We start from the raw sequence: 22,200 nt of genomic DNA, 5'->3' as shown, positions 1-22,200 counted from the left end.
CGGGCGGACCCCGGACGAGCGCCGCGCCATCAAGACCCTCCTGACCCCGCGCCCCCCTGACAGCCGTCCGGTCGAGTCACCATGCGCACCAGGTCCGCCCAGGTGGCCTGAAGGTCGTCGGCGGGAACTCCGCGCTCGCGGACCAGATAGTCCGCCGTCTCGAAGGCCGTGAAGGCGAGCAGGGCATGGGCGAGCACGTCATGGTCACAGTCGACTCCCGCTTCCCCCAGGAGCACCGACACATGGCGGTGAAACGCGCGACCCGTATCGGAGGCGTTGCGGTTCCGGGGGCGGAGTTGCCGCGCCAGGGCGGCGCCCAGGTCCGTGCCATCGGCGATGCGGTCGATCAGGGTCCAGCCGAACGCCGTCAGCCGGTCCGCCGCCGGTGCGCCGGGGCCGAGGGGTGGGGGACCGGAGGCGCACACCTCACGGAAGCCGGCCTCGGCCTCGTCGAGGAGGGCGGCCAGGAGGCCGTCCCGGTCGCCGAAACGGCGGAAGAGGGTGCCCTTCCCCACGCCGGCCCCCTTCGCGACCGCCTCCATCGTCACGTGCTCGGCGCCGCGCTCGGCGACCAGGCGACGGGCGGCCTCCAGCAGGAGGACGCGGTTGCGGGCGGCGTCGGAACGCTCGGCGCCGACGGCGCCGACCGCGGCGCCGTCCGGTGCGTCCATCAGCCCTCTCCCGTCAGGCGTACGTACACGCTCCCGTCGTCGATGCGAACCGGATAGACGGGGACGGGGCGTGTCGCCGGGGGATCGAGGGGCCTGCCGGTGCGCAGGTCGAACCTGGAGGCGTGCAGCCAGCATTCGATGCTGAAGGCGTCCACCTCGCCTTCGGAGAGCGAGACGGCGCTGTGCGAGCACGTGTCGTGGATGGCGAAGACCTGCTGCCCGGTGAGGACGAGGGTGATGGGAACGCCCTCCGCCTCGAAGCGCCGGGGGACGCCCTCTTCCAGCACGTCGAGCGCGCAGAGGTAGGTGTGGCCGCTGTCGGGCATCGTTCTCCTCGAAGCATGCGGGGGGGACGCGGTCTCGGGGGCAGCCGCGCTCGTCCCGCGCGCCACGTGTGAGCTGCGTCGATGGCCGAGGCTAGCGGGATGGGACGGTGCCGGGATGCGACCCGGGTCCCGGTCCGCGTCGGCAGATCGAACTAGTACTCCGGCAGGACTCCGCCCCGTATCAGGTGGTTCGGCATCCGGGGGTGACATTCGGCTACGCGCGTAGATATGCTCCCCTGGTGACCATGCCCACCACAGTTCCCGCATACGGCGCGGAAGCGGCCGAGCGACTGGCGTCGATGGCGGACGTGACCGCCACCGACGGCGCGCTGCGCCGCTTTCTGCACGGCCTGCCGGGCGTCGACGCGGTCGGCCTCCAGGCCCGTGCCGCCGCGCTCGGCACCCGCTCGATCAAGACCACGGCGAAGGCCTACGCCATCGACCTGGCCATCTCCATGATCGACTTGACGACCCTGGAGGGGGCGGACACCCCGGGCAAGGTCCGGGCGCTCTGCGCCAAGGGGGTCAGCCCCGACCCGACCGACCGCACCGTCCCCAAGGTCGCGGCGATCTGCGTCTACTCCGACATGGTGGCCACCGCCAAGCAGGCCCTGGCCGAGGCGGGCGGGCCCGAGGTCCATGTGGCCTCCGTGGCGACCGCCTTCCCCTCCGGGCGGGCGGCGCTCGCCGTCAAGCTCGCCGACACCCGGGAGGCCGTGGCCGCCGGGGCCGACGAGATCGACATGGTGATCGACCGCGGCGCGTTCCTGTCCGGGCGTTACCTCCAGGTCTTCGAGGAGATCCGGCAGGTCAAGGAGGCGTGCCGGCGCGAGGACGGCAGCGGCACCGCCGCCCACCTCAAGGTCATCTTCGAGACCGGTGAGCTCCAGACGTACGACAATGTGCGCCGCGCCTCCTGGCTGGCGATGCTCGCGGGCGCCGACTTCATCAAGACCTCCACCGGCAAGGTCGCGGTCAACGCGACGCCGCCCGTCACCCTCCTCATGCTGGAGGCGGTCCGCGACTTCCGCGACACCACCGGGGTGCAGGTCGGGGTGAAGCCCGCGGGCGGCATCCGCACCTCCAAGGACGCCATCAAGTACCTGGTGCTCGTCAATGAGACGCTGGGCGCCGACTGGCTGACGGCCGACTGGTTCCGCTTCGGCGCCTCCAGTCTCCTCAACGACCTGCTGATGCAGCGCCAGAAGCTGAGCACCGGACGGTACTCCGGTCCCGACTATGTGACGGTGGACTGAGGCTGCCATGACGAATCCAGGCATGACGAACGCATTCGAGTACGCGCCCGCGCCGGAGTCCCGCTCCGTCGTCGAGATCGCCCCGTCGTACGGGCTGTTCATCGACGGCGAGTTCGCCGAGGCCGCCGACGGCAAGGCCTTCAAGACCGTCTCCCCCTCCTCCGAGGAGACCCTGTCCGAGGTCGCCCAGGCGGGCGCCGAGGACGTGGACCGCGCGGTCAAGGCGGCCCGCAAGGCCTTCGGGAAGTGGTCCGCGCTGCCCGGCGCCGAGCGCGCCAAGTACCTCTTCCGCATCGCCCGCATCGTCCAGGAGCGCTCGCGCGAGCTCGCGGTCCTGGAGTCGCTGGACAACGGCAAGCCGATCCGCGAGTCGCGCGATGTCGACCTCCCCCTGGTCGCCGCGCACTTCTTCTACTACGCGGGCTGGGCCGACAAGCTCGACCACGCCGGATACGGCAAGGCCCCCCGGCCGCTGGGCGTCGCGGGCCAGATCATCCCCTGGAACTTCCCGCTCCTGATGCTCGCGTGGAAGATCGCCCCCGCCCTCGCCGCGGGCAACACGGTCGTCCTCAAGCCCGCCGAGACCACCCCCCTGTCCGCCCTCTTCTTCGCGGACGTCTGCCGCCAGGCCGGGCTCCCCAGGGGCGTCGTCAACATCATCACCGGCGACGGCTCCACGGGCGCCGAACTGGTGGCCCACCCCGGCATCGACAAGGTCGCCTTCACCGGCTCCACCGAGGTCGGCAAGGCGATCGCCCGCGGCGTCGCCGGTACGGACAAGAAGGTCACCCTCGAACTGGGCGGCAAGGCGGCCAACATCGTCTTCGACGACGCGGCGATCGACCAGGCCGTCGAGGGCATCGTGGGCGGCATCTTCTTCAACCAGGGCCACGTCTGCTGCGCGGGCTCCCGCCTCCTCGTCCAGGAGTCCATCCAGGACGAGCTGCTGGACGCGCTCAAGCGCCGGATGCGCACGCTCCGGGTCGGCGACCCGCTGGACAAGAACACCGACATCGGCGCGATCAACTCGGCCGAGCAGCTGGCCCGGATCCGTACCCTCGCGGACGCGGGCGAGGCGGAGGGCGCCGAGCGCTGGGCCCCGGAGTGCGAGCTGCCCTCCTCCGGCTACTGGTTCGCGCCCACCCTGTTCACCGGCGTCACCCAGGCCCACCGCATCGCGCGCGAGGAGATCTTCGGCCCGGTGCTCTCCGTCCTGACCTTCCGCACCCCGGAGGAGGCGGTCGCGAAGGCGAACAACACCCCGTACGGCCTGTCCGCCGGGATCTGGACCGAGAAGGGCTCGCGCATCCTGTGGATGGCGAGCAAGCTCCGCGCGGGCGTGGTGTGGTCCAACACCTTCAACAAGTTCGACCCGGCCTCTCCGTTCGGCGGCTACAAGGAGTCCGGTTACGGTCGCGAGGGCGGCCGCCACGGCCTGGAGGCGTACCTCGATGTCTGAGAAGTCCGAAAAGCATGACGAGCGCCTGGGCGTTCTCAAGACCTACAAGCTTTTCGTCGGGGGCAAGTTCCCCCGGTCCGAGAGCGGGCGGGTGTACGAGGTGACCGACCCCAAGGACCGCTGGCTCGCCAACGCGCCGCTCTCCTCCCGCAAGGACGCCCGCGACGCGGTCGTCGCCGCCCGCAAGGCGTTCGGCGGCTGGTCGGGGGCCACGGCCTACAACCGCGGCCAGATCCTCTACCGCGTCGCCGAGATGCTGGAGGGCCGCCGCGAGCAGTTCGCGCGAGAGGTCGCCGACGCGGAGGGGCTCGGCAAGTCCAAGGCCGCCGCCGTCGTGGACGCCGCGGTCGACCGCTGGGTCTGGTACGCGGGCTGGTCCGACAAGGTCGCCCAGATCGCCGGGGCGGCCAACCCCGTGGCGGGCCCGTACTTCAACCTCTCCACGCCCGAGCCGACCGGCGTGGTGGCCGTCCTGGCGCCCCAGGAGTCGTCGTTCCTCGGGCTGGTCTCCGTGATCGCCCCGGTGATCGTCACCGGCAACACGGCCGTGGTCGTGGCGAGCGAGCGGGCCCCGCTCCCGGCTCTCTCCCTCGGCGAGGTCCTGGCCACCTCCGACCTCCCGGGCGGCGTGGTCAACGTCCTCTCCGGCCGCACCGCCGAGATCGCCACCCCGCTCGCCGCCCACCAGGACGTCAACGCGATCGACCTCGCGGGCGCGGACGCGGAGTTGGCCCGCGCGCTGGAGGAGGCGGCCGCGGACAACCTCAAGCGCGTCCTCCGTCCACAGCCTGTGGACTGGTCGGCCGACCCGGGCACGGCCCGGCTGCTGTCCTTCCTGGAGACGAAGACGGTGTGGCACCCGATGGGCGTATAGCGCGCCCGGGGGAACGCCGCGCGACCGCCGGGGGAACACCACACGACCTGAGGGATCCCTCCGGCGGCGCGATGCCTCACACTGGTGTCCCGTGACCGTTCCTCCCATAACCGCCCGCGTCGTCCTGCTGTCCGGGCCCTCCGGCTCCGGAAAGTCGTCCCTGGCGGTCCGCACCGGCCTGCCCGTGCTCAATCTGGACGACTTCTACAAGGAGGGCGACGACCCCTCGCTGCCACAGCTCCCGGGCGGGGCGGGCGCCGACTGGGACTCACCGCTGTCATGGGACGCGGACGCGGCGGTCGCGGCGATCGAGGAGCTCTGCCGTACGTCCCGTACGACGGTGCCGGTGTACGACATCGCCACCAGCGCCATCGTCGGCGCCGAGCCGCTGGACATCGGCCGCACCCCGCTGTTCGTCGCCGAGGGGATCTTCGCCGCCGACATCATCGAGCGCTGCCGCGCGCTCGGCGTCCTCGCCGACGCCCTCTGCCTGCGCGGCCGCCCCTCCACCACCTTCCGCCGCCGCCTGATGCGCGATCTGCGGGAGGGGCGCAAGTCGGTGCCCTATCTGCTGCGGCGGGGCTGGCGGCTGATGCGCTCGGAGCGCGGGATCGTGGCGCGGCAGGCGGCGCTGGGGGCGTACCCGTGCGGGAAGGACGGGGCCCTGGGCCGGATCGCGGCCGCCGCGGCCGCCGGCCGGGCCCGCCCCGGCACGAGGGCCGCGGAGGCGGCGCCGAGCGGCGCCGCGCCTCAGTCCGCCTGAGGCAGCCCAACCCCCGACAGGCAGACAGGCAGACAGGCAGACAGGCAGACAGCGGAAAGCGGGCCCGGACAGACCCCCCGGCCGTCCGGACCCGCTCGTTTCCCCCGTGATCCCCCGTACTTCCCCCGTTTTCCCCCGATTCCCCCGTGCTACCGGCGCTCCCCCGAACGCCGGCCCCCGTGGTCCCCCCGCGGTTCCCCCGTGTCCCCCACCCTCATCCCTCAGGCGACAAGCTCCCCGAAGGACTCCTCCTCGTCCCGGCCGAAGCTGAGGCACTCGTCCTCACGCAGCCGGCGCAGCGAGCGCCAGATGCTGCTTTTGACCGTTCCGACACTGATGTTGAGTATGTCCGCGATCTCCGGGTCCGTCCGACCCTCGTAGTAGCGCAGCACCAGCATCGTGCGCTGGAGCTCGGGCAGCCGGGCCAGGGCCTGCCACAGCACGGCGCGCAGCTCGGTGCCGCGCATCGCGTCGTGGTCGCCCACCGTCTCCGGCAGCTCCTCCGTCGGGTACTCGTTGAGCTTGCGCCGACGCCAGGCGCTGATGTGCAGATTGGTCATGGTGCGGCGGAGATAGCCGCCGACCGCCGCCTTGTCACTGATCCGGTCCCAGGCCCGGTAGGTCGAGAACAGCGCGCTCTGGAGCAGGTCCTCGGCCTCGAACCGGTCGCCGGTCAGGTGGTAGGCGGTGGCGTACAGGGAGGCGCGGCGCTCCTGGACGTAGGCGGTGAACTCCGCCTCCGACGCATCGCGCCGCTCCCCCGATTCCTCCCTGTACGAGCTTCCCCCGTTCCCCCCGTTCCCCCCGCGTCCCCCGTTGTCCCCCGTGTACGCGTCAATAGCCACCATGTAAGGAGGCCGCTGACGCCCGGCGCCGCGAGCGCACCCCCGCCCGCTCACGGCACCGGACTTCTCGTTGCTCCGGCCGGCGTCGTGGAGGCGCGTGCGAATGACCGCGCTGGCGTTGTTGAAGTGCAGTGTGTTCATCTCGCGCCCCCCGTCGGTAGAGCTTGCTCGGTTCCCGCTTCCCGGGCCGTCGTTCCTCCCGGTGCCCAAAAGATTGCCGGGCCAGTTTCATGGCCCTGTCTGCCGACTGTCACAGGCTCGTCACAGGGGTAGGGGGTGAATGAACCTCCTGGCCGCCTGACGGTCGAACTACAGGCCCCTTGTAGGCCAGAATGACCAACGTGCCTTTCCTTCTGCTGATCGAGGACGACGACGCCATCCGCACGGCCCTCGAACTCTCCCTGTCCCGCCAGGGCCACCGCGTGGCGACGGCGGCGACCGGCGAGGACGGCCTGAAACTGCTGCGTGAGCAGCGGCCGGATCTGATCGTGCTGGATGTGATGCTGCCCGGCATCGACGGCTTCGAGGTGTGCCGCCGCATCCGGCGCACCGACCAGCTGCCGATCATCCTGCTGACCGCGCGGAGCGATGACATCGACGTCGTGGTCGGGCTGGAGTCGGGTGCGGACGACTATGTGGTCAAGCCCGTGCAGGGGCGGGTGCTCGACGCCCGTATCCGCGCGGTGCTGCGCCGCGGCGAGCGGGAGGCCAATGACTCGGCGTCGTTCGGCAGCCTGGTCATCGACCGTGCGGCCATGACCGTGACCAAGAACGGCGAGGATCTCCAGCTCACCCCCACCGAGCTGCGGCTGCTGCTGGAGCTGAGCCGCAGACCCGGGCAGGCGCTGTCGCGGCAGCAGCTGCTGCGGCTGGTGTGGGAGCACGACTATCTCGGTGACTCCCGGCTGGTGGACGCGTGCGTACAGCGGCTGCGCGCGAAGGTGGAGGACGTGCCGTCGTCCCCGACGCTGATCCGTACGGTGCGCGGCGTCGGATACCGGCTGGACGCGCCGCAGTGAGCGAGAAGCCGGGCCGGGCCCGCGGCTGGGCCGCGTGGTTCCTGTACTGGCTCAGTCTGAGGCTGCGGCTGATGCTGGTGTTCGGTCTGGTGGCGCTGGCGGCCGCGGTGTCCGCGTCGGCGATCGCGTACTGGCTGAACCGCGACGCGGTGCTCACGCGCACCCAGGACGCCGCGCTCGACGACTTCCGCAAGTCGCTGAAGGAGGCCACCGACCCGCTGCCCTCCGTGCCGACCTGTCCCGAATTGCAGGACGCGGCGGCTCGGATGGCGGACAACACCCAGAAGTACGAGGTGGTGCTGGTCGCCCCGACCGAGGGCGGCGGCCCGTGCCCCGCGGCCTCCGCGGACGAACTGTTCACCGTGAAGACGGTGCCGGAGGCGCTGCGGAGCGCGGTGGACAGGAAACGCGTCGTCGCGGGCTCCAATACCTCCCCGTACCACCTCTACTGGCAGCGGATCACGGTGAAGGGCACCCCGTATCTGGTCGCCGGCGCGCGGGTGAACGGCGGCGGGCCGACCGGCTACATGCTCAAGTCCCTGGAGACCGAGCGCCAGGACCTCAACTCCCTGGCCTGGTCCCTGGGCATCGCCACCGCCCTGGCGCTGATCGGCTCCGCGCTGCTCGCGCAGGCCGCCGCGGCCACGGTGCTGCGGCCGGTGCAGCGGCTCGGGGAGGCCGCGCACCGGCTGGGCGAGGGGCACCTGGACACCCGCCTCGAGGTCTCCGGCACCGATGAGCTCGCCAATCTCTCCCGTACGTTCAACCGGGCCGCGGAGCGGCTGGAGAAGCGGGTGGAGGAGCTGAGCGCGCGGGAGGCGGCCAGCCGCCGCTTCGTCGCGGACATGTCGCACGAGCTGCGCACCCCGCTCACCGCGATCACGGCGGTGACCGAGGTGCTGGAAGAGGAGACCGACGCGCTCGACCCGATGATCGCCCCGGCGGTGCAGCTGGTGGTGAGCGAGACGCGGCGGCTGAACGACCTGGTGGAGAACCTGATGGAGGTGACCCGCTTCGACGCGGGCACGGCCCGGCTGGTCCTCGACGATGTCGATGTCGCGGACCAGGTGACGGCGTGCATCGACGCCCGCGCCTGGCTGGACGCGGTCGAGCTGGACGCGGAGCGCGGCATCATGGCCCGGCTCGACCCGCGGCGGCTGGACGTCATCCTCGCCAACCTGATCGGAAACGCGCTCAAGCACGGCGGCTCGCCGGTCCGGGTCTCGGTGCGGCCCGTGGACGACGAGCTGCTGATCCAGGTCCGGGACCACGGCCCGGGCATCCCCGAGGATGTGCTGCCGCATGTCTTCGACCGCTTCTACAAGGCCAGCGCCTCCCGGCCCCGGTCGGAGGGCAGCGGCCTCGGCCTGTCCATCGCGCTGGAGAACGCCCATATCCACGGCGGCGAGATCACCGCGGACAACTTCCCCGACGGCGGCGCCGTCTTCACGCTGCGCCTGCCCATGGACGCGTCACGGCTCAACGAGCCGGACCAGGACAGTGGCCAGGACAACACCGATGGCCAGGACGGCCCGGACGAGGGGGGTAAGCGATGAGGCGGCGGGCGGCGGGCGCGCTGCTCGGGGCGGTGGCGCTGCTGACCGCGGGATGCGGCATCCGTGGTACGTCGGTGCCGGTGGACGCGGGCCCCGCCCCGTCGCGCGCGTCGTGCCAGGCGCCCGAGCCGGGGCGGTCGGCCGAGGGGGAGGGCCGGGTCTCCGTGCGGATCTATCTGCTGTGCACCTCGCGGATCCTCTCGGTGAGCCGCACCACACAGCTCACGGACGAGAAGACGCCACCGAAGCCGCTGGAGATCGCCCAGGCGCTGCTGGAGCAGTTACGGGAGCCGCCGTCGGCGGCCGAGGAGGGGGCGGGGTTCTCCACCGCGGTGGAGGACTGGGTGCGGATCTCCGGCCCCGCCAAGGGCGACCCGGACAATGCGCTGCGGCTGAACCGGCTGCCGGAGGAGCTCCAGTCCTACGCGCTCGCGCAGATCGTCTGCACCCTTGCGGAGACCTCGGCGGCGGATTCCGCACACCGGGTGGTGCTCGGCGGCCCGGACGCAGAACGGGATCCGCTCAAGCGGTACGAGTGCACGGAGGAAATGCGCCGGCACCCCGAGATCGCGGTGAATTCCGGAGTGCTCGTCTCCTGATCCCGCCTGTCCGGGTTCTCGGCCGACTCACCGGTAACCCGTTTCTCACCAGCGCGCCTCCTGCGGAACCGGGACCCCCGCAAGAGGCGTCCTTAAGAAGCGTGCAGGGTCATGGTTCCGGCCGCCGCAGGGCCGCCTTCCGCTTCCGCGCCGCGGGCTTCGTGCTTCTGGTCGCACACCTCTCGTACGTGGGCTGGCTGACCCTGCGCCCGCTCACCGCGCCCTGGGTGACCGCCGTGTCCCTGGAACCGCTGGCCACCATCCGCGCCGATCTGGCGCTCGGCCCCTGGGAGGCCACCCGCAGCATCGGCGGCGCGCTGCTGCTGCTCGCGCCGCTGGGGGTGCTGCTGCCGCTGGCGGGGGGCCGGGTGACGGTCTACCCGCTCGCCTCGTTCGTCCGGACGGTCTTCGCCGGCGCCATGCTCTCCCTGACGATCGCGCTCGTGCACAGCGAGCTGACCGGCCAGATCATGAACGTCGACACGGTGCTGCTCAACACGGCGGGCGTCGCGCTCGCGCATCTCGCGGTGGTCCCCCCGGTACGGGCGTGGCTGCGCCGGCGGGCGGACCGGAAGCAGGCCGCACCCCCCCGGCGCCAGGGCCGGGAAGGGGAGCGCGAGGAGGGCGTCCAGGCCGTGGCCTCGACCATCGCCGGCGTCGGGATCGCCCCGTAGCAGTGCCTGCGCACACGCTGGGGCCCGCACGCCCGGTCCGGGTGTGCGGGCCCCAGGGCCCGACAGTGGGAGGGTCAGCCGCCCAGCAGGCTGCCCGTCAGACCGCCGGCATTCAGGGCGTTCTGGAGGGGGAGGCCGCCCAGCAGGCCCTTGCCGTTGGGGCCGGGCTGGCCCGGCCGCGGGGCCGCGTGCGGCGCCTGTCCCGGCGACGCCGCTGCCTGCCCGGCGACCGCCTTCGTCTGCCCGGCTGCCCCGCCGGGGGCCGCGGGGCCGACCGGGGCGTTGCCCGCCGCGGCCGCGGTGCCGCCTCCGGCAATGACGGCGACCGCACCGAGGGCAATGGCGCCGAGGGTCTTGATGGTTCCCTGCTTCATCAGAAATCTGTCCTTGAGACGGGGGCTTGACCGGTACGGCAACGTAGCGATTGTTTTCCGCTGCCCGCAAACCCGGAAAAGCCTCCGCCGCCCGCCTTCCCGGCCGTTTATCCCGGCCCGTACGACTACCTGCCGCCGAGGCCAGACCCCCTGGTCAGTGGTGATGCCGAGGCCATCTGACGGAACAGCCACTCGGACTTCAATTCGGCATATCCGGGCTTGATCACGTCATTGATCATCGCTAGACGTTCACCAAAAGGAATGAAGGCGGATTTCATTGCATTGACCGTAAACCATTGCATGTCGTCGAGCGTGTAGTGGAACGTCGAAACGAGGTGCTCGAATTCCGCACTCATGCTCGTTCCGCCCATCAGACGATTATCCGTATTGACGGTCGCCCGGAATTGCAGCCGGCGCAGCAGCCCGATGGGGTGCTCGGCGTACGAGCGGGCCGCGCCCGTCTGGAGGTTCGAGGTCGGGCACAGCTCCAGCGGGATGCGCTTGTCCCGGACGTACGAGGCGAGCCGGCCGAGGGTCACGCTCCCGTCGTCGGCGACCTGGATGTCGTCGATGATGCGGACGCCGTGGCCGAGCCGGTCGGCGCCGCACCACTGGAGCGCCTGCCAGATGGAGGGCAGCCCGAAGGCTTCGCCCGCGTGGATCGTGAAGTGGTTGTTCTCCCGCTTCAGATACTCGAAGGCGTCGAGGTGGCGGGTGGGCGGGAAGCCCGCCTCGGCGCCCGCGATGTCGAAGCCGACGACGCCGCGGTCGCGGTAGGCGTTGGCGAGTTCGGCGATCTCCAGCGCGCGGGCGGCGTGGCGCATCGCGGTGAGCAGGGCGCCGACGCGGATCCGGTGGCCCTTCTCCCCGGCCCGCCGCTCCCCCTCGCGGAACCCCTCGTTGACCGCCTCGACCACCTGCTCCAGCGTCAGCCCCCGGGTCAGGTGCTGCTCGGGGGCGTAGCGCACCTCGGCGTAGACGACCCCGTCCGCGGCCAGGTCCTCGGCGCACTCGGCGGCGACCCGGAACAGCGCGTCGCGGGACTGCATGACGGCGCAGGTGTGCGCGAAGGTCTCCAGGTAGCGCTCGAGCGAACCGGAGTCGGCGGCCTCCCGGAACCAGCGGCCCAGCCCGTCCGGATCGGTCTCCGGCAGCCCGTCATAGCCCGCGTCGCGGGCGAGTTCGACGACGGTGGCGGGGCGCAGCCCGCCGTCCAGGTGATCGTGGAGCAACACCTTCGGGGCACGGCGGATCTGCTCGGGGGTGGGGCGGTCGTTGTACTCGCTCGTCATCTGCGCACCATACACCTACGCGCGTAGACAGCCCTCGATAGATATGCAACAGTGACCCGCACGAGTGGTGGAGTACACCGCTCCTTCTGCGATCGTTCTGCCATGGCTCAGCAAGCGTTGCCCGAGCGGGGCGCCCGGCTGGGGCGGCCGAGAGGCGCGGCCGCCGCCGAAAAGACCGTGCACGGTGTGGTGTTGCTGCTCCCCGGCGGGCCGGAGACCGGCACCGGACGGCCGTCCCGGCTGTCGGTGGCGTCGGTGCTCCCCCTGGCCCGGCGGCTGGTCCGGGCGGGCCGCGCCGAGGGGCTGACCGCCCATGTCGTCCACTACCGCCATCGCGGCTGGAACGGCGAGGCGGCCCATCCCGCCGCGGACGCCGAGTGGGCGGTGGACGAGGTGGTGCGGCGCTACGGCGATGTGCCGGTGTGCCTCGTCGGCCACGGCCTGGGCGCCCGCGCCGCGCTGCGGGCCGCCGGGCACGAGGCCGTCGTCTCGGTGGTGGCGCTGGCCCCGTGGCTGCCGGAACCCGAGTCCGGGCTCGACCCCGAACCGGTGAAACAGCTCGTCGGGCGGCAGGTGCTCATCGCCCACGGCACGAACGACCAGCGGACCGACCCCGAGCTGTCGTACCGGCTCGCGGAGCGGGCCAAGAAGGCCAACCGGGACGTGTGCCGCTTCGAGGTCCACACGGACGGCCACGGCCTGCACCACCACCGCTCCGAAGTGCAGGCGCTGACCGCCGACTTCCTGCTCGGCTCCCTGTTCACCCACGGCTACTCGCGCCCGGTCGCGGACGCGCTCGCGGCCCCGCCACCGCTGGGGCTGCGCATGCCGCTGGCGGCGGGGTTCGGCTCCTCGCTGCCGCGCTGAGCCGCACCCCGCGTCGTCACCTGGGCAGCAGCTGACCGCGGCGGCTCAGCAGGAAGCGTTTGAAGGCCGCGACCGGGGCGGTGTCCGGGTGGCCGTCGAGCCAGGCGACGCCGATCTCGCGGACCGCCCGCGGGGCCGTCACCGTCAGCTCCGCGACGCCGGGGCGCGGCACCGCCGGGGGCGGCAGCAGCGCCACGCCGAACCCCGCGGCCACCAGGCCGCGCAGCGTCTCGGCCTCCTCCCCCTCGAAGGCGATCTTCGGCTTGAAGCCCGCCTCGGCGCACAGCGCGTCGGTGATGCGCCGCAGCCCGTAGCCCGGTTCGAGGGTGACGAAAAGCTCCGCGGCGGCCTCGGCGAGCCTGACCCGCTTGCGGCCGGCGAGCCAGTGGTCGTCGGGGACCACCAGGCGCAGCCGCTGCTCGTCGAGGCGGCGCGCGACCAGGTCGGGGGCGTCGGGGATGGGCGAGGTGAGGCAGAGGTCGAGGTCGCCCGTGCGCATCCGCTCGATCATCGCCTCGCCGTAGTTCTGGACGAGTTGGAAGCGCACGCGCGGGTGGTCGACCCGGAAGGCCCGGATCAGACCGGGTACCGTCTCCGGGCCGAGGGTGTGCAGAAACCCGAAGGCGATCTTGCCGGAGGCCGGGTCGGCGTCGGCGCGTACGGACTCGGCGGCGCGCTCGACCTCGGCCAGCGCCCGCTCCACGGCGCGCAGAAACGTACGGCCGGCGGGGGTGAGCGCGACGGTGCGGCCGCGGCGGGCGAACAGCGCGACGCCCAGGTCCTCTTCGAGACGGACCATCGCCCGGCTGAGGGTCGACTGGGGCACGCCGAGCCACTGCGCGGCGCGGGTGACGTGCTCGTGCCGGGCCACCGCCGCGAACTGCACGAGGCGGGGGGTGAGGGACGCGGCCCAGGAGTCGGCCTCGAACTCGGCTGTCACGGGAATGTCTTTTTCGTTGCTGGCGCGTGACAGTGATCTCGCTGACCTCGGCTGATGCGGCACAGCATCGATTATGGCAATTCCGTGCATTGGACGCATCAAAGAGGGGCACATACGGTCGAGTCATGTCTCCTGCTGATACCGAGGCGTCCACCGGAACCCCGATGGACGCCTGCGCCAACACGACCGCTGCTCAGGCGAACCCGGACCGAATGAGCCCCGGAGACCCCGGCTTCGGCCGGATGAGGCTCGCTCTCTTCGCCGCCGGTCTCGCGACGTTCGCCCTTCTCTTCTCCACCCAGGCGCTGCTCCCCGCGATCTCCGCCGATCTCCATGTCCAGCCGGACCAGGCGAGCTGGACCGTCTCCGCCGCCACCCTCGCGCTGGCCCTGGCGGTGCTCCCGCTCAGCGCCCTGTCCGAGCGCTTCGGCCGCCGCGCGATGATGACCGGCTCGCTCGCCGTCGCCGTCGCGGTCGGGCTCGCGGTGCCCTTCGCCCCTGACCTGGGCTGGCTGATCGCCCTGCGCGCCGTCCAGGGTGCCGCGATCGCCGGCATCCCCGCCTCCGCGATGGCCTACCTCTCGGAGGAGGTCCGCCCCTCCTCCCTCATCGGCGCCATCGGGCTGTTCGTGGCGGGCAACAGCTTCGGCGGTATGACCGGGCGGCTGCTCACCGGCTGGGTCGCGGACGGCTGGGGCTGGCGCGTGTCGCTGGCCACGGTCGGCGTCCTGTCGCTGGTCTGCGCGATCGCCTTCCGGCTGCTGCTGCCCAAGGCGCGCCACTTCACCCCGGCCGCGGTCAGCCCGCGCGCCCTGGCCCGCACCTGCGGCGGGCATCTGTCCGATCCGCTGCTGCGCAGGCTGTACGCGATCGGCGCGCTGTTCATGACCGTCTTCGGCGGCGTCTACACGGTCATCGGCTACCGCCTGGTCGCCGAGCCCTTCAACCTGTCGCAGTCCCTGGTCGGCTCGATCTTCCTGATCTACCTGGTCGGTACGGCCTCCTCCGCGGCGGCCGGAAAGCTGGTCGGCCGGCTGGGCCGGCGCGGCGCGCTGTACGTGGCGGTCACCACCACGACGGCCGGGCTGCTGCTGAGCCTCGGCGACTCGCTCGCCGCGGTGCTGCTGGGCCTGGTGCTGATCACCGCGGGCTTCTTCGCGGGCCACGCCGTGGCCTCCTCCTCGGTCAGCCGGGCCGCCAAGACCGGGCGCGCCCAGGCCTCGGCGCTCTACCAGACCACGTACTACATCGGCAGCAGCGTGGGCGGCACCCTCGGTGCGCTCGCCTTCCACGCGTCCGGCTGGACCGGCACGGTCGTGCTCGGCCTGGTGGCCGTGGGCGGCGCGGCGGCCATCACGCTCTACGCGACCCGCAAGGCGCTGGCCGAGCGGCGCGCGGAGATCGTGGCGCGCTCGGCGCGGCAGCCCGAGCGCACCTCGTCCAACGAGACCACGCAGGGCCTGCGCCGACTGGCCGCGCAGGCGTAACCGCAGAAGTACCACAGAGCCCGAAGGGGCCGCTCCGCCAACTGTCCCGGCGGAGCGGCCCCTTCGCCCATCCCCATGTCCTTACGGCGCGATGCGGTCCAGGACGATCGGCTCGGGCGTGAACTCCGTACCCGGCGGGGCGTAGCCCACCGCCCCCGCCAGCGCCTCGAGCGCGTAGTCGAACTTCTCCGGCGTGTCCGTGTGCAGCGTCAGCAGCGGCTCGCCCGCCCGTACCGCGTCACCCGGCTTGGCGTGGATCTCCACGCCCGCCCCGGCCTGCACCGGGTCCTCCTTGCGGGCCCGGCCCGCGCCAAGACGCCAGGCGGCGACGCCGACCGCGTAGGCGTCCAGGCCGGTCAGCACGCCGGTCGACTCGGCCGTCACGACATGCCGTTCACGGGCGACAGGCAGCGGCGCGTCCGGGTCGCCGCCCTGCGCGGCGATCATGCGGCGCCAGTGGTCCATCGCGGAGCCGTCCGCGAGCGTCTTGGCCGGGTCGGCGTCCGGCAGGCCCGCCGCGTCCAGCATCTCCCGGGCGAGGGCGAGGGTGAGCTCGACGACATCGGCCGGGCCGCCGCCCGCCAGGACCTCCACGGACTCGCGGACCTCAAGCGCGTTGCCCGCGGTGCGGCCGAGCGGGGCGGCCATGCCGGTGAGCAGGGCGACCGTACGGACCCCGTGGTCGGTGCCCAGGCCCACCATGGTGGCGGCCAGCTCCCGCGCCGAGGCCAGGTCCTTCATGAAGGCGCCGGAGCCGACCTTCACATCCAGCACCAGCGAGCCGGTGCCCTCGGCGATCTTCTTCGACATGATGCTGCTCGCGATGAGCGGGATCGACTCCACCGTCCCGGTCACATCGCGCAGCGCGTACAGCTTCCGGTCCGCGGGGGCCAGCCCCTCGCCCGCCGCGCAGATGACGGAGCCGACGTCTTCGAGCACCCGCAGCATTTCCTCATTGGAGAGCTGCGCCCGCCAGCCGGGGATGGACTCCAGCTTGTCGAGCGTACCGCCGGTGTGGCCGAGGCCGCGCCCGGACAGCTGCGGCACGGCCGCGCCGCAGGCGGCCACCAGCGGGGCCAGCGGCAGCGTGATCTTGTCGCCCACGCCGCCGGTGGAGTGCTTGTCGGCGGTCGGGCGCGCAAGGGACGAGAAGTCCATACGCTCGCCGGACGCGATCATCGCGGCGGTCCAGCGGGCGATCTCCGCGCGGTCCATGCCGTTGAGGTAGATCGCCATCGCGAGCGCGGACATCTGCTCGTGGGCGACCTCACCGCGCGTATAGGCGTCGATGATCCAGTCGATCCGGTCGTCGGTGAGACGGCCGCCGTCGCGTTTGGCGCGGATGACGGTGATGGCGTCCATGGTGAGGTGCGGGCCTTTCATCGGGGAGAGCGGGGAGAGCTCGCTCAGCGTTCCAGGTCGTTGCGACCGAACGCGTCCGGAAGGAGCTCGGCGAGCGGGCGGATACCCGAGGCGGTGTCCACCTGGAGCTCCGGGCCGCCGTGTTCCCACAGCAGCTGGCGGCAGCGGCCGCAGGGCATCAGCACCGCGCCGGCGTGGTCACAGCAGGTGAACGCGGTCAGCCGGCCCCCGCCGGAGGCGAACAGCGCGGAGATCAGGCCGCATTCGGCGCAGAGCGCGACACCGTACGCCGCGTTCTCCACATTGCAGCCGGTCACCGTGCGGCCGTCGTCGACGAGCGCGGCGGCGCCCACGGGATAGCGGGAGTACGGGGCGTAGGCCCGGGACATGACGCCCCGGGCCTGCGCGCGCAGCGCTTCCCAGTCGACCGGCGTGTTCGCGGTCGGGGTCGCCGCCGTGGTCATCATCCGCCTCCCTTGTGGTAGGGCAGCCCCACCGCCTTGGGTGCGCGCAGCCGCTGGGCGGACAGCGCCAGCACCAGCAGCGTGGCGATGTACGGCGCCGCGGTCACAAACTGGCTCGGCACCTCATCGGTCAGCGAATACCAGACCAGCAGCACCGCCGAGGACGCCGCGCCGATGGCCGCCACCAGGTACTTCTTCCGGTACAGCTGACACAGGGCGACCAGCACCAGCACGATCACCAGGAGCAGCAGCAGCGCGTGCACATTGGTGCCGCCGGAGCGCAGGTTGAGGCTGTCGGTGTAGCCGAACAGGCCCGCGCCCATGGCGAGACCGCCGGGCATCCAGTTACCGAAGATCATCGCGGCGAGGCCGATGTAACCGCGGTTTCCGGTCTGGCCCTCCTGGTAGATGTTGGAGGCCACCTCCGCCAGGAAGACACCGCCGAGCCCGGCGAACCCGCCGGAGATGATCACGGCCAGGTACTTGTACCGGTAGACGTTGACGCCCAGGGACTCCGCCGCCACCGGGTTCTCGCCGCAGGACCGCAGCCGCAGGCCGAACGAGGTGCGCCACAGCGCCCACCAGGTGAGCGGCACCAGCAGCAGCGCCACGACGGTCAGCAGCGACAGCTCCGTCACCACACCGCCGATGAACCCCGCGACATCGGAGACGAGGAACCAGTGTTTGCCGTTGAGGGTCTTCATCGCGTCCGACAGCCCTGGCACGGTGATCTGGGTGATCGGGTCGATGGGCGGCGACTTGCGGGCGGACCCCGAGCTCTCCAGGAAGGTGAAGTTGGAGAGATAGCGGGTGGCACCGACGGCGAGGATGTTGATCGCCACACCGGACACGATGTGGTTGACGCCGAACGTCACGGTGATGATGGCGTGCAGCAGCCCGCCGAGCGCACCGCCGATGATGCCGAACAGCACACCGGTCCACGGCCCCCACTGATACCCGGCCCAGGCGCCCAGCCAGGTGCCGAGGATCATCATGCCCTCGAGGCCGATGTTGACCACGCCCGCCCGCTCGGCCCACAGGCCGCCGAGCCCGGCCAGCCCGATCGGGATGGCCAGCTCCAGCGCGCCCGCGACCTGGCCCACCGAGGTGATGTCGTCGGCGCCGGTGATCATCCGGACCGCCGAGGTCAGGAGCAGGGCGCCCGCGACGATCAGCAGGATCACGGGCAGGGACAGCTTCCGGCGCACCGGCTTCCGCGACTGCGGCTGCGGCTTGTCCGTCGCAAGGGTGGTGCTCACGCCGGCACCTCCTCACGGGTCGTCGTCGTGCGGGCCGCGGCGGCGAGTTCCTCGCCGACCCTCCGCTGCTGGCGGCGCAGGCCGTACCGGCGAACGGTTTCGTAGGAGACGACCACGGAGATCACGATCAGGCCCTGCATGATCGTGGCGATCTCCTTCTCGTAGCCGTTGTAGTCCAGCGTCTGGGACGCCTTGTCGAGGAACGCGATGAGCAGCGCGCCGAAGGCGATCCCGACCGGGTTGTTGCGGCCGAGGAGGGCGATGGTGATGCCCGTGAAGCCGATGCCGGTCTGGAAGTTCAGGCTGTACGTGTGCGAGTCGCCGAGCAGCACCGGCATGCCCGCCAGGCCCGCCACCGCGCCGGAGATCAGCATGCTGGTGAGCACCATGCGCTTGGCGTCGACGCCGCTGGCGGCCGCCGCGCTCTCGCTGGCGCCGGTGGCGCGCAGGTCGAAGCCGAAGCGGGTGCGGCCCAGCACCAGCCAGTACGCCACGCCGCAGCCGATCGCGACGAACACGAAGCCGTAGATGTCACCGGCCACATCGCTGACGTGGAGGCCCGGGAACCAGGAGGACTCGGGCAGGTCGCCGGTGGTGAGGTTGTTGCTGCCCTTGGGCTGCACACCGAACTGGTCGGGCAGGATGAGATACGCGATCAGGCTGGTGGCGATCGCGTTGAGCATGATCGTGGAGACGACCTCGCTCACGCCGCGGGTGGTCTTGAGGATGCCCGCGATGCCCGCCCAGAAGGCGCCCACCAGCATGGCGACGATCACGATCAGCGCGATGCTCAGCGGGCCGGGGAGATCGACATTGGCGCCGACCAGGGCCGCGGCCATCGCCGCGAGCCGGTACTGGCCGTCCACGCCGATGTTGAACAGATTCATCCGGAAGCCGACCGCCACCGCGAGGGCCGCCAGATAGTAGGAGCTCGCCTGGTTGACGATGAGCACCTGGATATCGGCGTTGGACGCGTAGTCCAGCATCAGCTGGTACGGCTCGAACGGGCTCTTGCCCGAGATGAGCAGCACCCCGGAGGTCAGCAGCACCGCCACCACCAGGGCCAGCACCGGGCCGGCCGCGGCCAGCAGCAGCCGGTCACGGCTGAACCTCTTGCCCGCGGAACCGCCGGAACCGCCGGACTTGGCGGACTCGGCGGGCTTGGCGGACTCGGCCGACTCGGCGGGGCCGCCGCTCGTCGGCTTCTCGTCGTTGGTCTTCGTCATCGCGCCGCCCCCTCCTCGGCGGGGTGCTCCAGATGGCCCGTGGCCGCGCCGGTCATGGCCGAGCCCAACTCCTCGGGGGTGATGGTCGCCGGGTCCGCGTCCGCGACCAGCCGGCCGCGGTAGATGACCCGCAGGGTGTCGGACAGGCCGATCAGCTCGTCCAGGTCCGCGGAGATCAGCAGCACGGCCAGGCCCTCCCGGCGCGCCTCGCGGATCTGGTCCCAGATCTGCGCCTGCGCGCCGACGTCCACGCCGCGGGTGGGATGCGCGGCGATGAGCAGCCGCGGACGGTGGCTCATCTCCCGCCCCACGATGAGCTTCTGCTGGTTGCCGCCGGACAGCGAGGCCGCGGTGACCTCGATGCCGGGGGTGCGCACGTCGTACTCGGCCACGATCCGCTCGGTGTCCGCCCGCGCGCCCTTGAGGTCGAGCCAGAAGCCCTTGCCCTTGCTGTTGGGGCGCTCGGTGACATGCCCGAGGATGCGGTTCTCCCACAGCGGCGCGTCGAGCAGCAGGCCGTGGCGGTGCCGGTCCTCGGGGATGTAGCCGACGCCGCCCTCGCGGCGGCGGCGGGTGGGCCAGTCGGTGATGGCCTCGTCGCCGAGGAGGATGGTGCCGCTGTCGGTCCTGCGGATGCCGACCAGGGCCTCGATCAGCTCGGTCTGGCCGTTGCCCTCGACCCCGGCCAGGCCCAGCACCTCGCCCTTGCGGATGGTGAAGGTGATGTCGTCCAGCACGGTGCGGGCGCCGTGCTCGGCGTCCTGCGCGGTCAGGGTCACCCCTTCGACCTGGAGCATCGGCACGTCGGTGACGGTGGACTCGCGCGTCTCGGGCGAGGGCAGTTCGCTGCCGACCATCAGCTCGGCGAGCTGCCGGGCGGTGACCTCGGAGGGGACGACGGACCCGACCGTGGTGCCGCGCCGGATGACGGTGATGTCGTCCGCGACGGAGAGCACCTCGCCCAGCTTGTGCGAGATGAAGATGACGGTGAGTCCCTCGGCCTTGAGCTCGCGGAGGTTGTCGAAGAGCGCGTCGACCTCCTGCGGGACCAGCACGGCGGTCGGCTCGTCCAGGATCAGCGTCCGCGCGCCCCGGTAGAGGACCTTCAGGATCTCCACGCGCTGGCGGTCGGCGACGCCCAGGTCCTCGACGAGGACGTCGGGGCGCACCCCGAGGGCGTACGCGTCCGAGATCTCCTTGATCTTCGCACGGGCCTTGGAGCCGATGCCGTACAGCTTCTCGGCGCCGAGCACCACGTTCTCGAGGACGGTGAGGTTGTCGGCGAGCATGAAGTGCTGGTGCACCATGCCCAGGCCGCGGGCGATGGCGTCGGCGGGACTGTGGAAGGAGACCTCTTCGCCATCGACCGCGATGGTCCCCTCGTCCGGCTTGTGCATGCCGTAGAGGGTCTTCATCAGGGTGGACTTGCCCGCGCCGTTCTCACCGACGATCGCGTGCACGGTGCCCTTGCGGACGGCGATGTGGATGTCGTGGTTGGCGACGACGCCGGGGAAACGTTTGGTGATCCCGCTGAGTTCTACGGCGGGCGGACTGCTGGACGCGTTGATGGCGCACTCTCCTCGAAGAAGGAGTCTCGGCGGTACCTGGTGGAATCACGGGGCCGCGACGGGCCGCCGCACAGCGAGCGGGACCTGAGGTGGTGTGCCCAAAGCTCCCTCCCCAGGCCCCGCTCAACATCTGCTCAGCAGATCGAATGCCGCCTTACGGCGTCGTCTTGACCTTGATCTCGCCGCTGATGATCTTCTTCTTCGCGGCCTCGACCGCCTCGACGACCTTGGTCATCTTCTGGTAGGCGGGGTTGGAGTCGGCCAGGCCGACGCCGCCCGTCTTAAGGCCGTAGCGCACGGTGCCGGACTCCGCCTTGCCGTCCTTGACGGACTTGACCAGGTTGAAGACGGCGTCGGCGACGCCCTTGGTCGCCGAGGCAAGGATCTTGTCCTTGTACTTGGCCAGGCCCTTCTGCGTGTACTGGTCGCTGTCGACGCCGATGGCCCACTTGCCGCGCGTGGCGGCGGCCTCGATGACGCCGCTGCCCGAGTCGCCCGCGGCCTGGTAGATGACGTCCGCGCCACCGTCCAGCTCGCCGTTGGCGGTGTCCTTGCCGGCGTCGGGCTTCTTGAAGCCGCTGTAGTCCGGCGGCTGGGTCAGGTACTGGACCTTCACCTTGACCGACTTGTCGGTCTCCTCGACGCCCTGGACGTAGCCCGCCTCGAACTTCTTGATCAGCGGGTTCTCCACGCCGCCGACGAAGCCCACCGTCTTGGTCTTGGTGGTCAGGGCGGCCGCCACGCCCGCCAGGTAGGAGGCCTGCTCCTCGTTGAACACCATGTTGACCACGTTCTTGGCGTGGACGGTGTCGTCGTCGACGAGGCCGAAGGTGACCTTCGGGAACTTCTTGGCGACCTCCTTCACCGCCGGGGCGTAGACGAACCCGACGGCGATGACCGGGTTGTGCCCCTCACGGGCCAGCTCGGTCAGGCGCTGGACCTTGTCGGCGTCAGACTCGCCCTCCGACGGCTCGATGTCGTCGCCTTCGACCCCCAGTTCCTTCTTGGCCTTGACGAAGCCGGCGTAGGCTGCGTCATTGAAGGACTGGTCGCCACGCCCGCCGACGTCATAGGCGATGGCGACGCCCTTGTCCTTCTTCTTGGAGTCGGACGAGCTGCTGCCACCACAGGCCGTGGTGGTGAAAGCGAGGGCCGCGATGCCTATGCCCGCGACGGCGATGCTGGATACCCGGCGCACGAGGGATCCCCTTCGGCTTGAGCGCGCCTCCTTCGGCGCTGGTTTCGCCGCATCGTAACGCGCGTAGATGGCAGATAAAGGGGCCCCCGGAAGCCGTTATCGGATCGTCGCGAATCTGACT

The 22,200-nt window shown here is 71.4% G+C and carries 22 protein-coding genes; 10 read left to right on the top strand and 12 right to left on the bottom strand.

Annotation, left to right across the window (positions count from 1 at the left end; translation table 11 throughout):
• Positions 1-29: 29 nt before the first annotated feature.
• Positions 30-671, bottom strand: a complete 642-nt coding sequence (locus ABTY62_RS18670; RefSeq protein WP_352130500.1) for a TetR/AcrR family transcriptional regulator — start codon at positions 669-671, stop codon at positions 30-32.
• Positions 671-997 (bottom strand): non-heme iron oxygenase ferredoxin subunit, encoded by a 327-nt coding sequence (locus tag ABTY62_RS18665; RefSeq protein WP_352130499.1) that lies wholly within the window; start codon positions 995-997, stop codon positions 671-673. The genes ABTY62_RS18670 and ABTY62_RS18665 overlap by 1 nt, the downstream gene beginning before the upstream one ends.
• A gap of 245 nt (positions 998-1,242) precedes the next feature.
• On the opposite strand from ABTY62_RS18665, the gene deoC reads away from it, so the two are divergent.
• The 4 genes from deoC (at position 1,243) to ABTY62_RS18645 (ending at position 5,349) form a co-directional block, all read left to right on the top strand.
• Positions 1,243-2,253, top strand: a complete 1,011-nt coding sequence (deoC, locus tag ABTY62_RS18660; RefSeq protein ID WP_352130498.1) for a deoxyribose-phosphate aldolase — start codon at positions 1,243-1,245, stop codon at positions 2,251-2,253.
• 22 nt (positions 2,254-2,275) lie between these two features.
• Positions 2,276-3,712 (top strand): aldehyde dehydrogenase family protein, encoded by a 1,437-nt coding sequence (locus tag ABTY62_RS18655; RefSeq protein ID WP_352130497.1) that lies wholly within the window; start codon positions 2,276-2,278, stop codon positions 3,710-3,712.
• Entirely contained in the window at positions 3,705-4,586 is an 882-nt protein-coding gene (locus ABTY62_RS18650; protein WP_352130496.1) for an aldehyde dehydrogenase family protein, read from the top strand. Before ABTY62_RS18655 ends, ABTY62_RS18650 begins: the two co-directional genes overlap by 8 nt.
• Positions 4,587-4,677: 91 nt before the next feature.
• Positions 4,678-5,349 carry an ATP-binding protein gene (locus ABTY62_RS18645; RefSeq protein WP_352130495.1) on the top strand — a complete coding sequence of 224 codons (672 nt, stop codon included), beginning with the start codon at positions 4,678-4,680 and terminating at the stop codon, positions 5,347-5,349.
• A gap of 221 nt (positions 5,350-5,570) precedes the next feature.
• On the opposite strand, the gene ABTY62_RS18640 is transcribed toward ABTY62_RS18645, so the two are convergent.
• Positions 5,571-6,335, bottom strand: coding sequence for a SigE family RNA polymerase sigma factor (locus tag ABTY62_RS18640; protein ID WP_352130494.1), 765 nt, complete (start codon positions 6,333-6,335; stop codon positions 5,571-5,573).
• A gap of 200 nt (positions 6,336-6,535) precedes the next feature.
• Between ABTY62_RS18640 and afsQ1 the strand changes: the two genes are divergently transcribed.
• The 4 genes from afsQ1 (at position 6,536) to ABTY62_RS18620 (ending at position 10,042) form a co-directional block, all read left to right on the top strand.
• Positions 6,536-7,213, top strand: a complete 678-nt coding sequence (gene afsQ1 / locus ABTY62_RS18635) for a two-component system response regulator AfsQ1 (protein WP_311724214.1) — start codon at positions 6,536-6,538, stop codon at positions 7,211-7,213.
• Positions 7,214-7,284: 71 nt separating this feature from the next.
• Complete coding sequence (locus ABTY62_RS18630; RefSeq protein WP_352130539.1) at positions 7,285-8,769, top strand: ATP-binding protein; 1,485 nt, start codon at positions 7,285-7,287, stop codon at positions 8,767-8,769.
• Entirely contained in the window at positions 8,766-9,368 is a 603-nt protein-coding gene (locus ABTY62_RS18625) for a hypothetical protein (protein WP_352130493.1), read from the top strand. The genes ABTY62_RS18630 and ABTY62_RS18625 overlap by 4 nt, the downstream gene beginning before the upstream one ends.
• Positions 9,369-9,469: 101 nt before the next feature.
• Entirely contained in the window at positions 9,470-10,042 is a 573-nt protein-coding gene (locus tag ABTY62_RS18620) for a VanZ family protein (RefSeq protein ID WP_352130492.1), read from the top strand.
• Positions 10,043-10,116: 74 nt separating this feature from the next.
• Here the strand turns inward: ABTY62_RS18620 and ABTY62_RS18615 are convergent, their stop codons facing one another.
• Complete coding sequence (locus tag ABTY62_RS18615) at positions 10,117-10,416, bottom strand: hypothetical protein (protein WP_352130491.1); 300 nt, start codon at positions 10,414-10,416, stop codon at positions 10,117-10,119.
• Positions 10,417-10,541: 125 nt separating this feature from the next.
• Positions 10,542-11,708 (bottom strand): adenosine deaminase, encoded by a 1,167-nt coding sequence (locus tag ABTY62_RS18610; RefSeq protein ID WP_352130490.1) that lies wholly within the window; start codon positions 11,706-11,708, stop codon positions 10,542-10,544.
• Positions 11,709-11,810: 102 nt separating this feature from the next.
• On the opposite strand from ABTY62_RS18610, the gene ABTY62_RS18605 reads away from it, so the two are divergent.
• Positions 11,811-12,575 (top strand): alpha/beta hydrolase, encoded by a 765-nt coding sequence (locus ABTY62_RS18605; RefSeq protein ID WP_352130489.1) that lies wholly within the window; start codon positions 11,811-11,813, stop codon positions 12,573-12,575.
• A 16-nt stretch (positions 12,576-12,591) separates the two neighbouring features.
• Here the strand turns inward: ABTY62_RS18605 and ABTY62_RS18600 are convergent, their stop codons facing one another.
• Positions 12,592-13,605, bottom strand: a complete 1,014-nt coding sequence (locus tag ABTY62_RS18600) for a LysR family transcriptional regulator (protein WP_311724220.1) — start codon at positions 13,603-13,605, stop codon at positions 12,592-12,594.
• 35 nt (positions 13,606-13,640) lie between these two features.
• Between ABTY62_RS18600 and ABTY62_RS18595 the strand changes: the two genes are divergently transcribed.
• Complete coding sequence (locus ABTY62_RS18595) at positions 13,641-15,002, top strand: MFS transporter (protein WP_352130488.1); 1,362 nt, start codon at positions 13,641-13,643, stop codon at positions 15,000-15,002.
• A gap of 81 nt (positions 15,003-15,083) precedes the next feature.
• Here ABTY62_RS18595 and ABTY62_RS18590 read toward each other — a convergent pair whose 3' ends face one another.
• The 6 genes from ABTY62_RS18590 to ABTY62_RS18565 form a co-directional block, all read right to left on the bottom strand.
• Positions 15,084-16,364: a thymidine phosphorylase gene (locus ABTY62_RS18590; RefSeq protein ID WP_352130538.1), complete on the bottom strand. Its 1,281-nt coding sequence runs from the start codon at positions 16,362-16,364 to the stop codon at positions 15,084-15,086.
• Between the two features lie 44 nt (positions 16,365-16,408).
• Positions 16,409-16,828 carry a cytidine deaminase gene (locus ABTY62_RS18585; protein WP_352130487.1) on the bottom strand — a complete coding sequence of 140 codons (420 nt, stop codon included), beginning with the start codon at positions 16,826-16,828 and terminating at the stop codon, positions 16,409-16,411.
• On the bottom strand, positions 16,828-18,087 hold the full coding sequence (locus ABTY62_RS18580; RefSeq protein ID WP_352130486.1) for an ABC transporter permease: 1,260 nt from the start codon (positions 18,085-18,087) through the stop codon (positions 16,828-16,830). Before ABTY62_RS18580 ends, ABTY62_RS18585 begins: the two co-directional genes overlap by 1 nt.
• Positions 18,084-19,313 (bottom strand): ABC transporter permease, encoded by a 1,230-nt coding sequence (locus tag ABTY62_RS18575; protein WP_352130485.1) that lies wholly within the window; start codon positions 19,311-19,313, stop codon positions 18,084-18,086. The genes ABTY62_RS18580 and ABTY62_RS18575 overlap by 4 nt, the downstream gene beginning before the upstream one ends.
• Positions 19,310-20,881: an ABC transporter ATP-binding protein gene (locus ABTY62_RS18570; RefSeq protein WP_352130537.1), complete on the bottom strand. Its 1,572-nt coding sequence runs from the start codon at positions 20,879-20,881 to the stop codon at positions 19,310-19,312. Before ABTY62_RS18570 ends, ABTY62_RS18575 begins: the two co-directional genes overlap by 4 nt.
• A 154-nt stretch (positions 20,882-21,035) precedes the next feature.
• Entirely contained in the window at positions 21,036-22,079 is a 1,044-nt protein-coding gene (locus ABTY62_RS18565) for a BMP family lipoprotein (protein ID WP_352130484.1), read from the bottom strand.
• Between the last annotated feature and the right edge of the window lie 121 nt (positions 22,080-22,200).

The sequence above is a fragment of the Streptomyces sp. NPDC097640 genome (assembly GCF_040302705.1).
In the GTDB taxonomy this organism is placed as follows: domain Bacteria; phylum Actinomycetota; class Actinomycetes; order Streptomycetales; family Streptomycetaceae; genus Streptomyces.
Note: the sequence above shows the minus strand (reverse complement) of the source record. Positions and strands in the feature narration are given on the sequence as shown.

Bases quoted from the DNA above. Each gene is read 5' to 3' on its own strand.
- ABTY62_RS18670 (WP_352130500.1), bottom strand. From the start codon at position 671: ATGGACGCACCGGACGGCGCCGCGGTCGGCGCCGTCGGCGCCGAGCGT.
- ABTY62_RS18665 (WP_352130499.1), bottom strand. From the start codon at position 997: ATGCCCGACAGCGGCCACACCTACCTCTGCGCGCTCGACGTGCTGGAA.
- deoC (WP_352130498.1), top strand. From the start codon at position 1,243: ATGCCCACCACAGTTCCCGCATACGGCGCGGAAGCGGCCGAGCGACTG.
- ABTY62_RS18655 (WP_352130497.1), top strand. From the start codon at position 2,276: ATGACGAACGCATTCGAGTACGCGCCCGCGCCGGAGTCCCGCTCCGTC.
- ABTY62_RS18650 (WP_352130496.1), top strand. From the start codon at position 3,705: ATGTCTGAGAAGTCCGAAAAGCATGACGAGCGCCTGGGCGTTCTCAAG.
- ABTY62_RS18640 (WP_352130494.1), bottom strand. From the start codon at position 6,335: ATGAACACACTGCACTTCAACAACGCCAGCGCGGTCATTCGCACGCGC.
- ABTY62_RS18630 (WP_352130539.1), top strand. From the start codon at position 7,285: ATGCTGGTGTTCGGTCTGGTGGCGCTGGCGGCCGCGGTGTCCGCGTCG.
- ABTY62_RS18625 (WP_352130493.1), top strand. From the start codon at position 8,766: ATGAGGCGGCGGGCGGCGGGCGCGCTGCTCGGGGCGGTGGCGCTGCTG.
- ABTY62_RS18615 (WP_352130491.1), bottom strand. From the start codon at position 10,416: ATGAAGCAGGGAACCATCAAGACCCTCGGCGCCATTGCCCTCGGTGCG.
- ABTY62_RS18610 (WP_352130490.1), bottom strand. From the start codon at position 11,708: ATGACGAGCGAGTACAACGACCGCCCCACCCCCGAGCAGATCCGCCGT.
- ABTY62_RS18605 (WP_352130489.1), top strand. From the start codon at position 11,811: ATGGCTCAGCAAGCGTTGCCCGAGCGGGGCGCCCGGCTGGGGCGGCCG.
- ABTY62_RS18600 (WP_311724220.1), bottom strand. From the start codon at position 13,605: ATGCACGGAATTGCCATAATCGATGCTGTGCCGCATCAGCCGAGGTCA.
- ABTY62_RS18595 (WP_352130488.1), top strand. From the start codon at position 13,641: ATGTCTCCTGCTGATACCGAGGCGTCCACCGGAACCCCGATGGACGCC.
- ABTY62_RS18590 (WP_352130538.1), bottom strand. From the start codon at position 16,364: ATGGACGCCATCACCGTCATCCGCGCCAAACGCGACGGCGGCCGTCTC.
- ABTY62_RS18585 (WP_352130487.1), bottom strand. From the start codon at position 16,828: ATGACCACGGCGGCGACCCCGACCGCGAACACGCCGGTCGACTGGGAA.
- ABTY62_RS18575 (WP_352130485.1), bottom strand. From the start codon at position 19,313: ATGACGAAGACCAACGACGAGAAGCCGACGAGCGGCGGCCCCGCCGAG.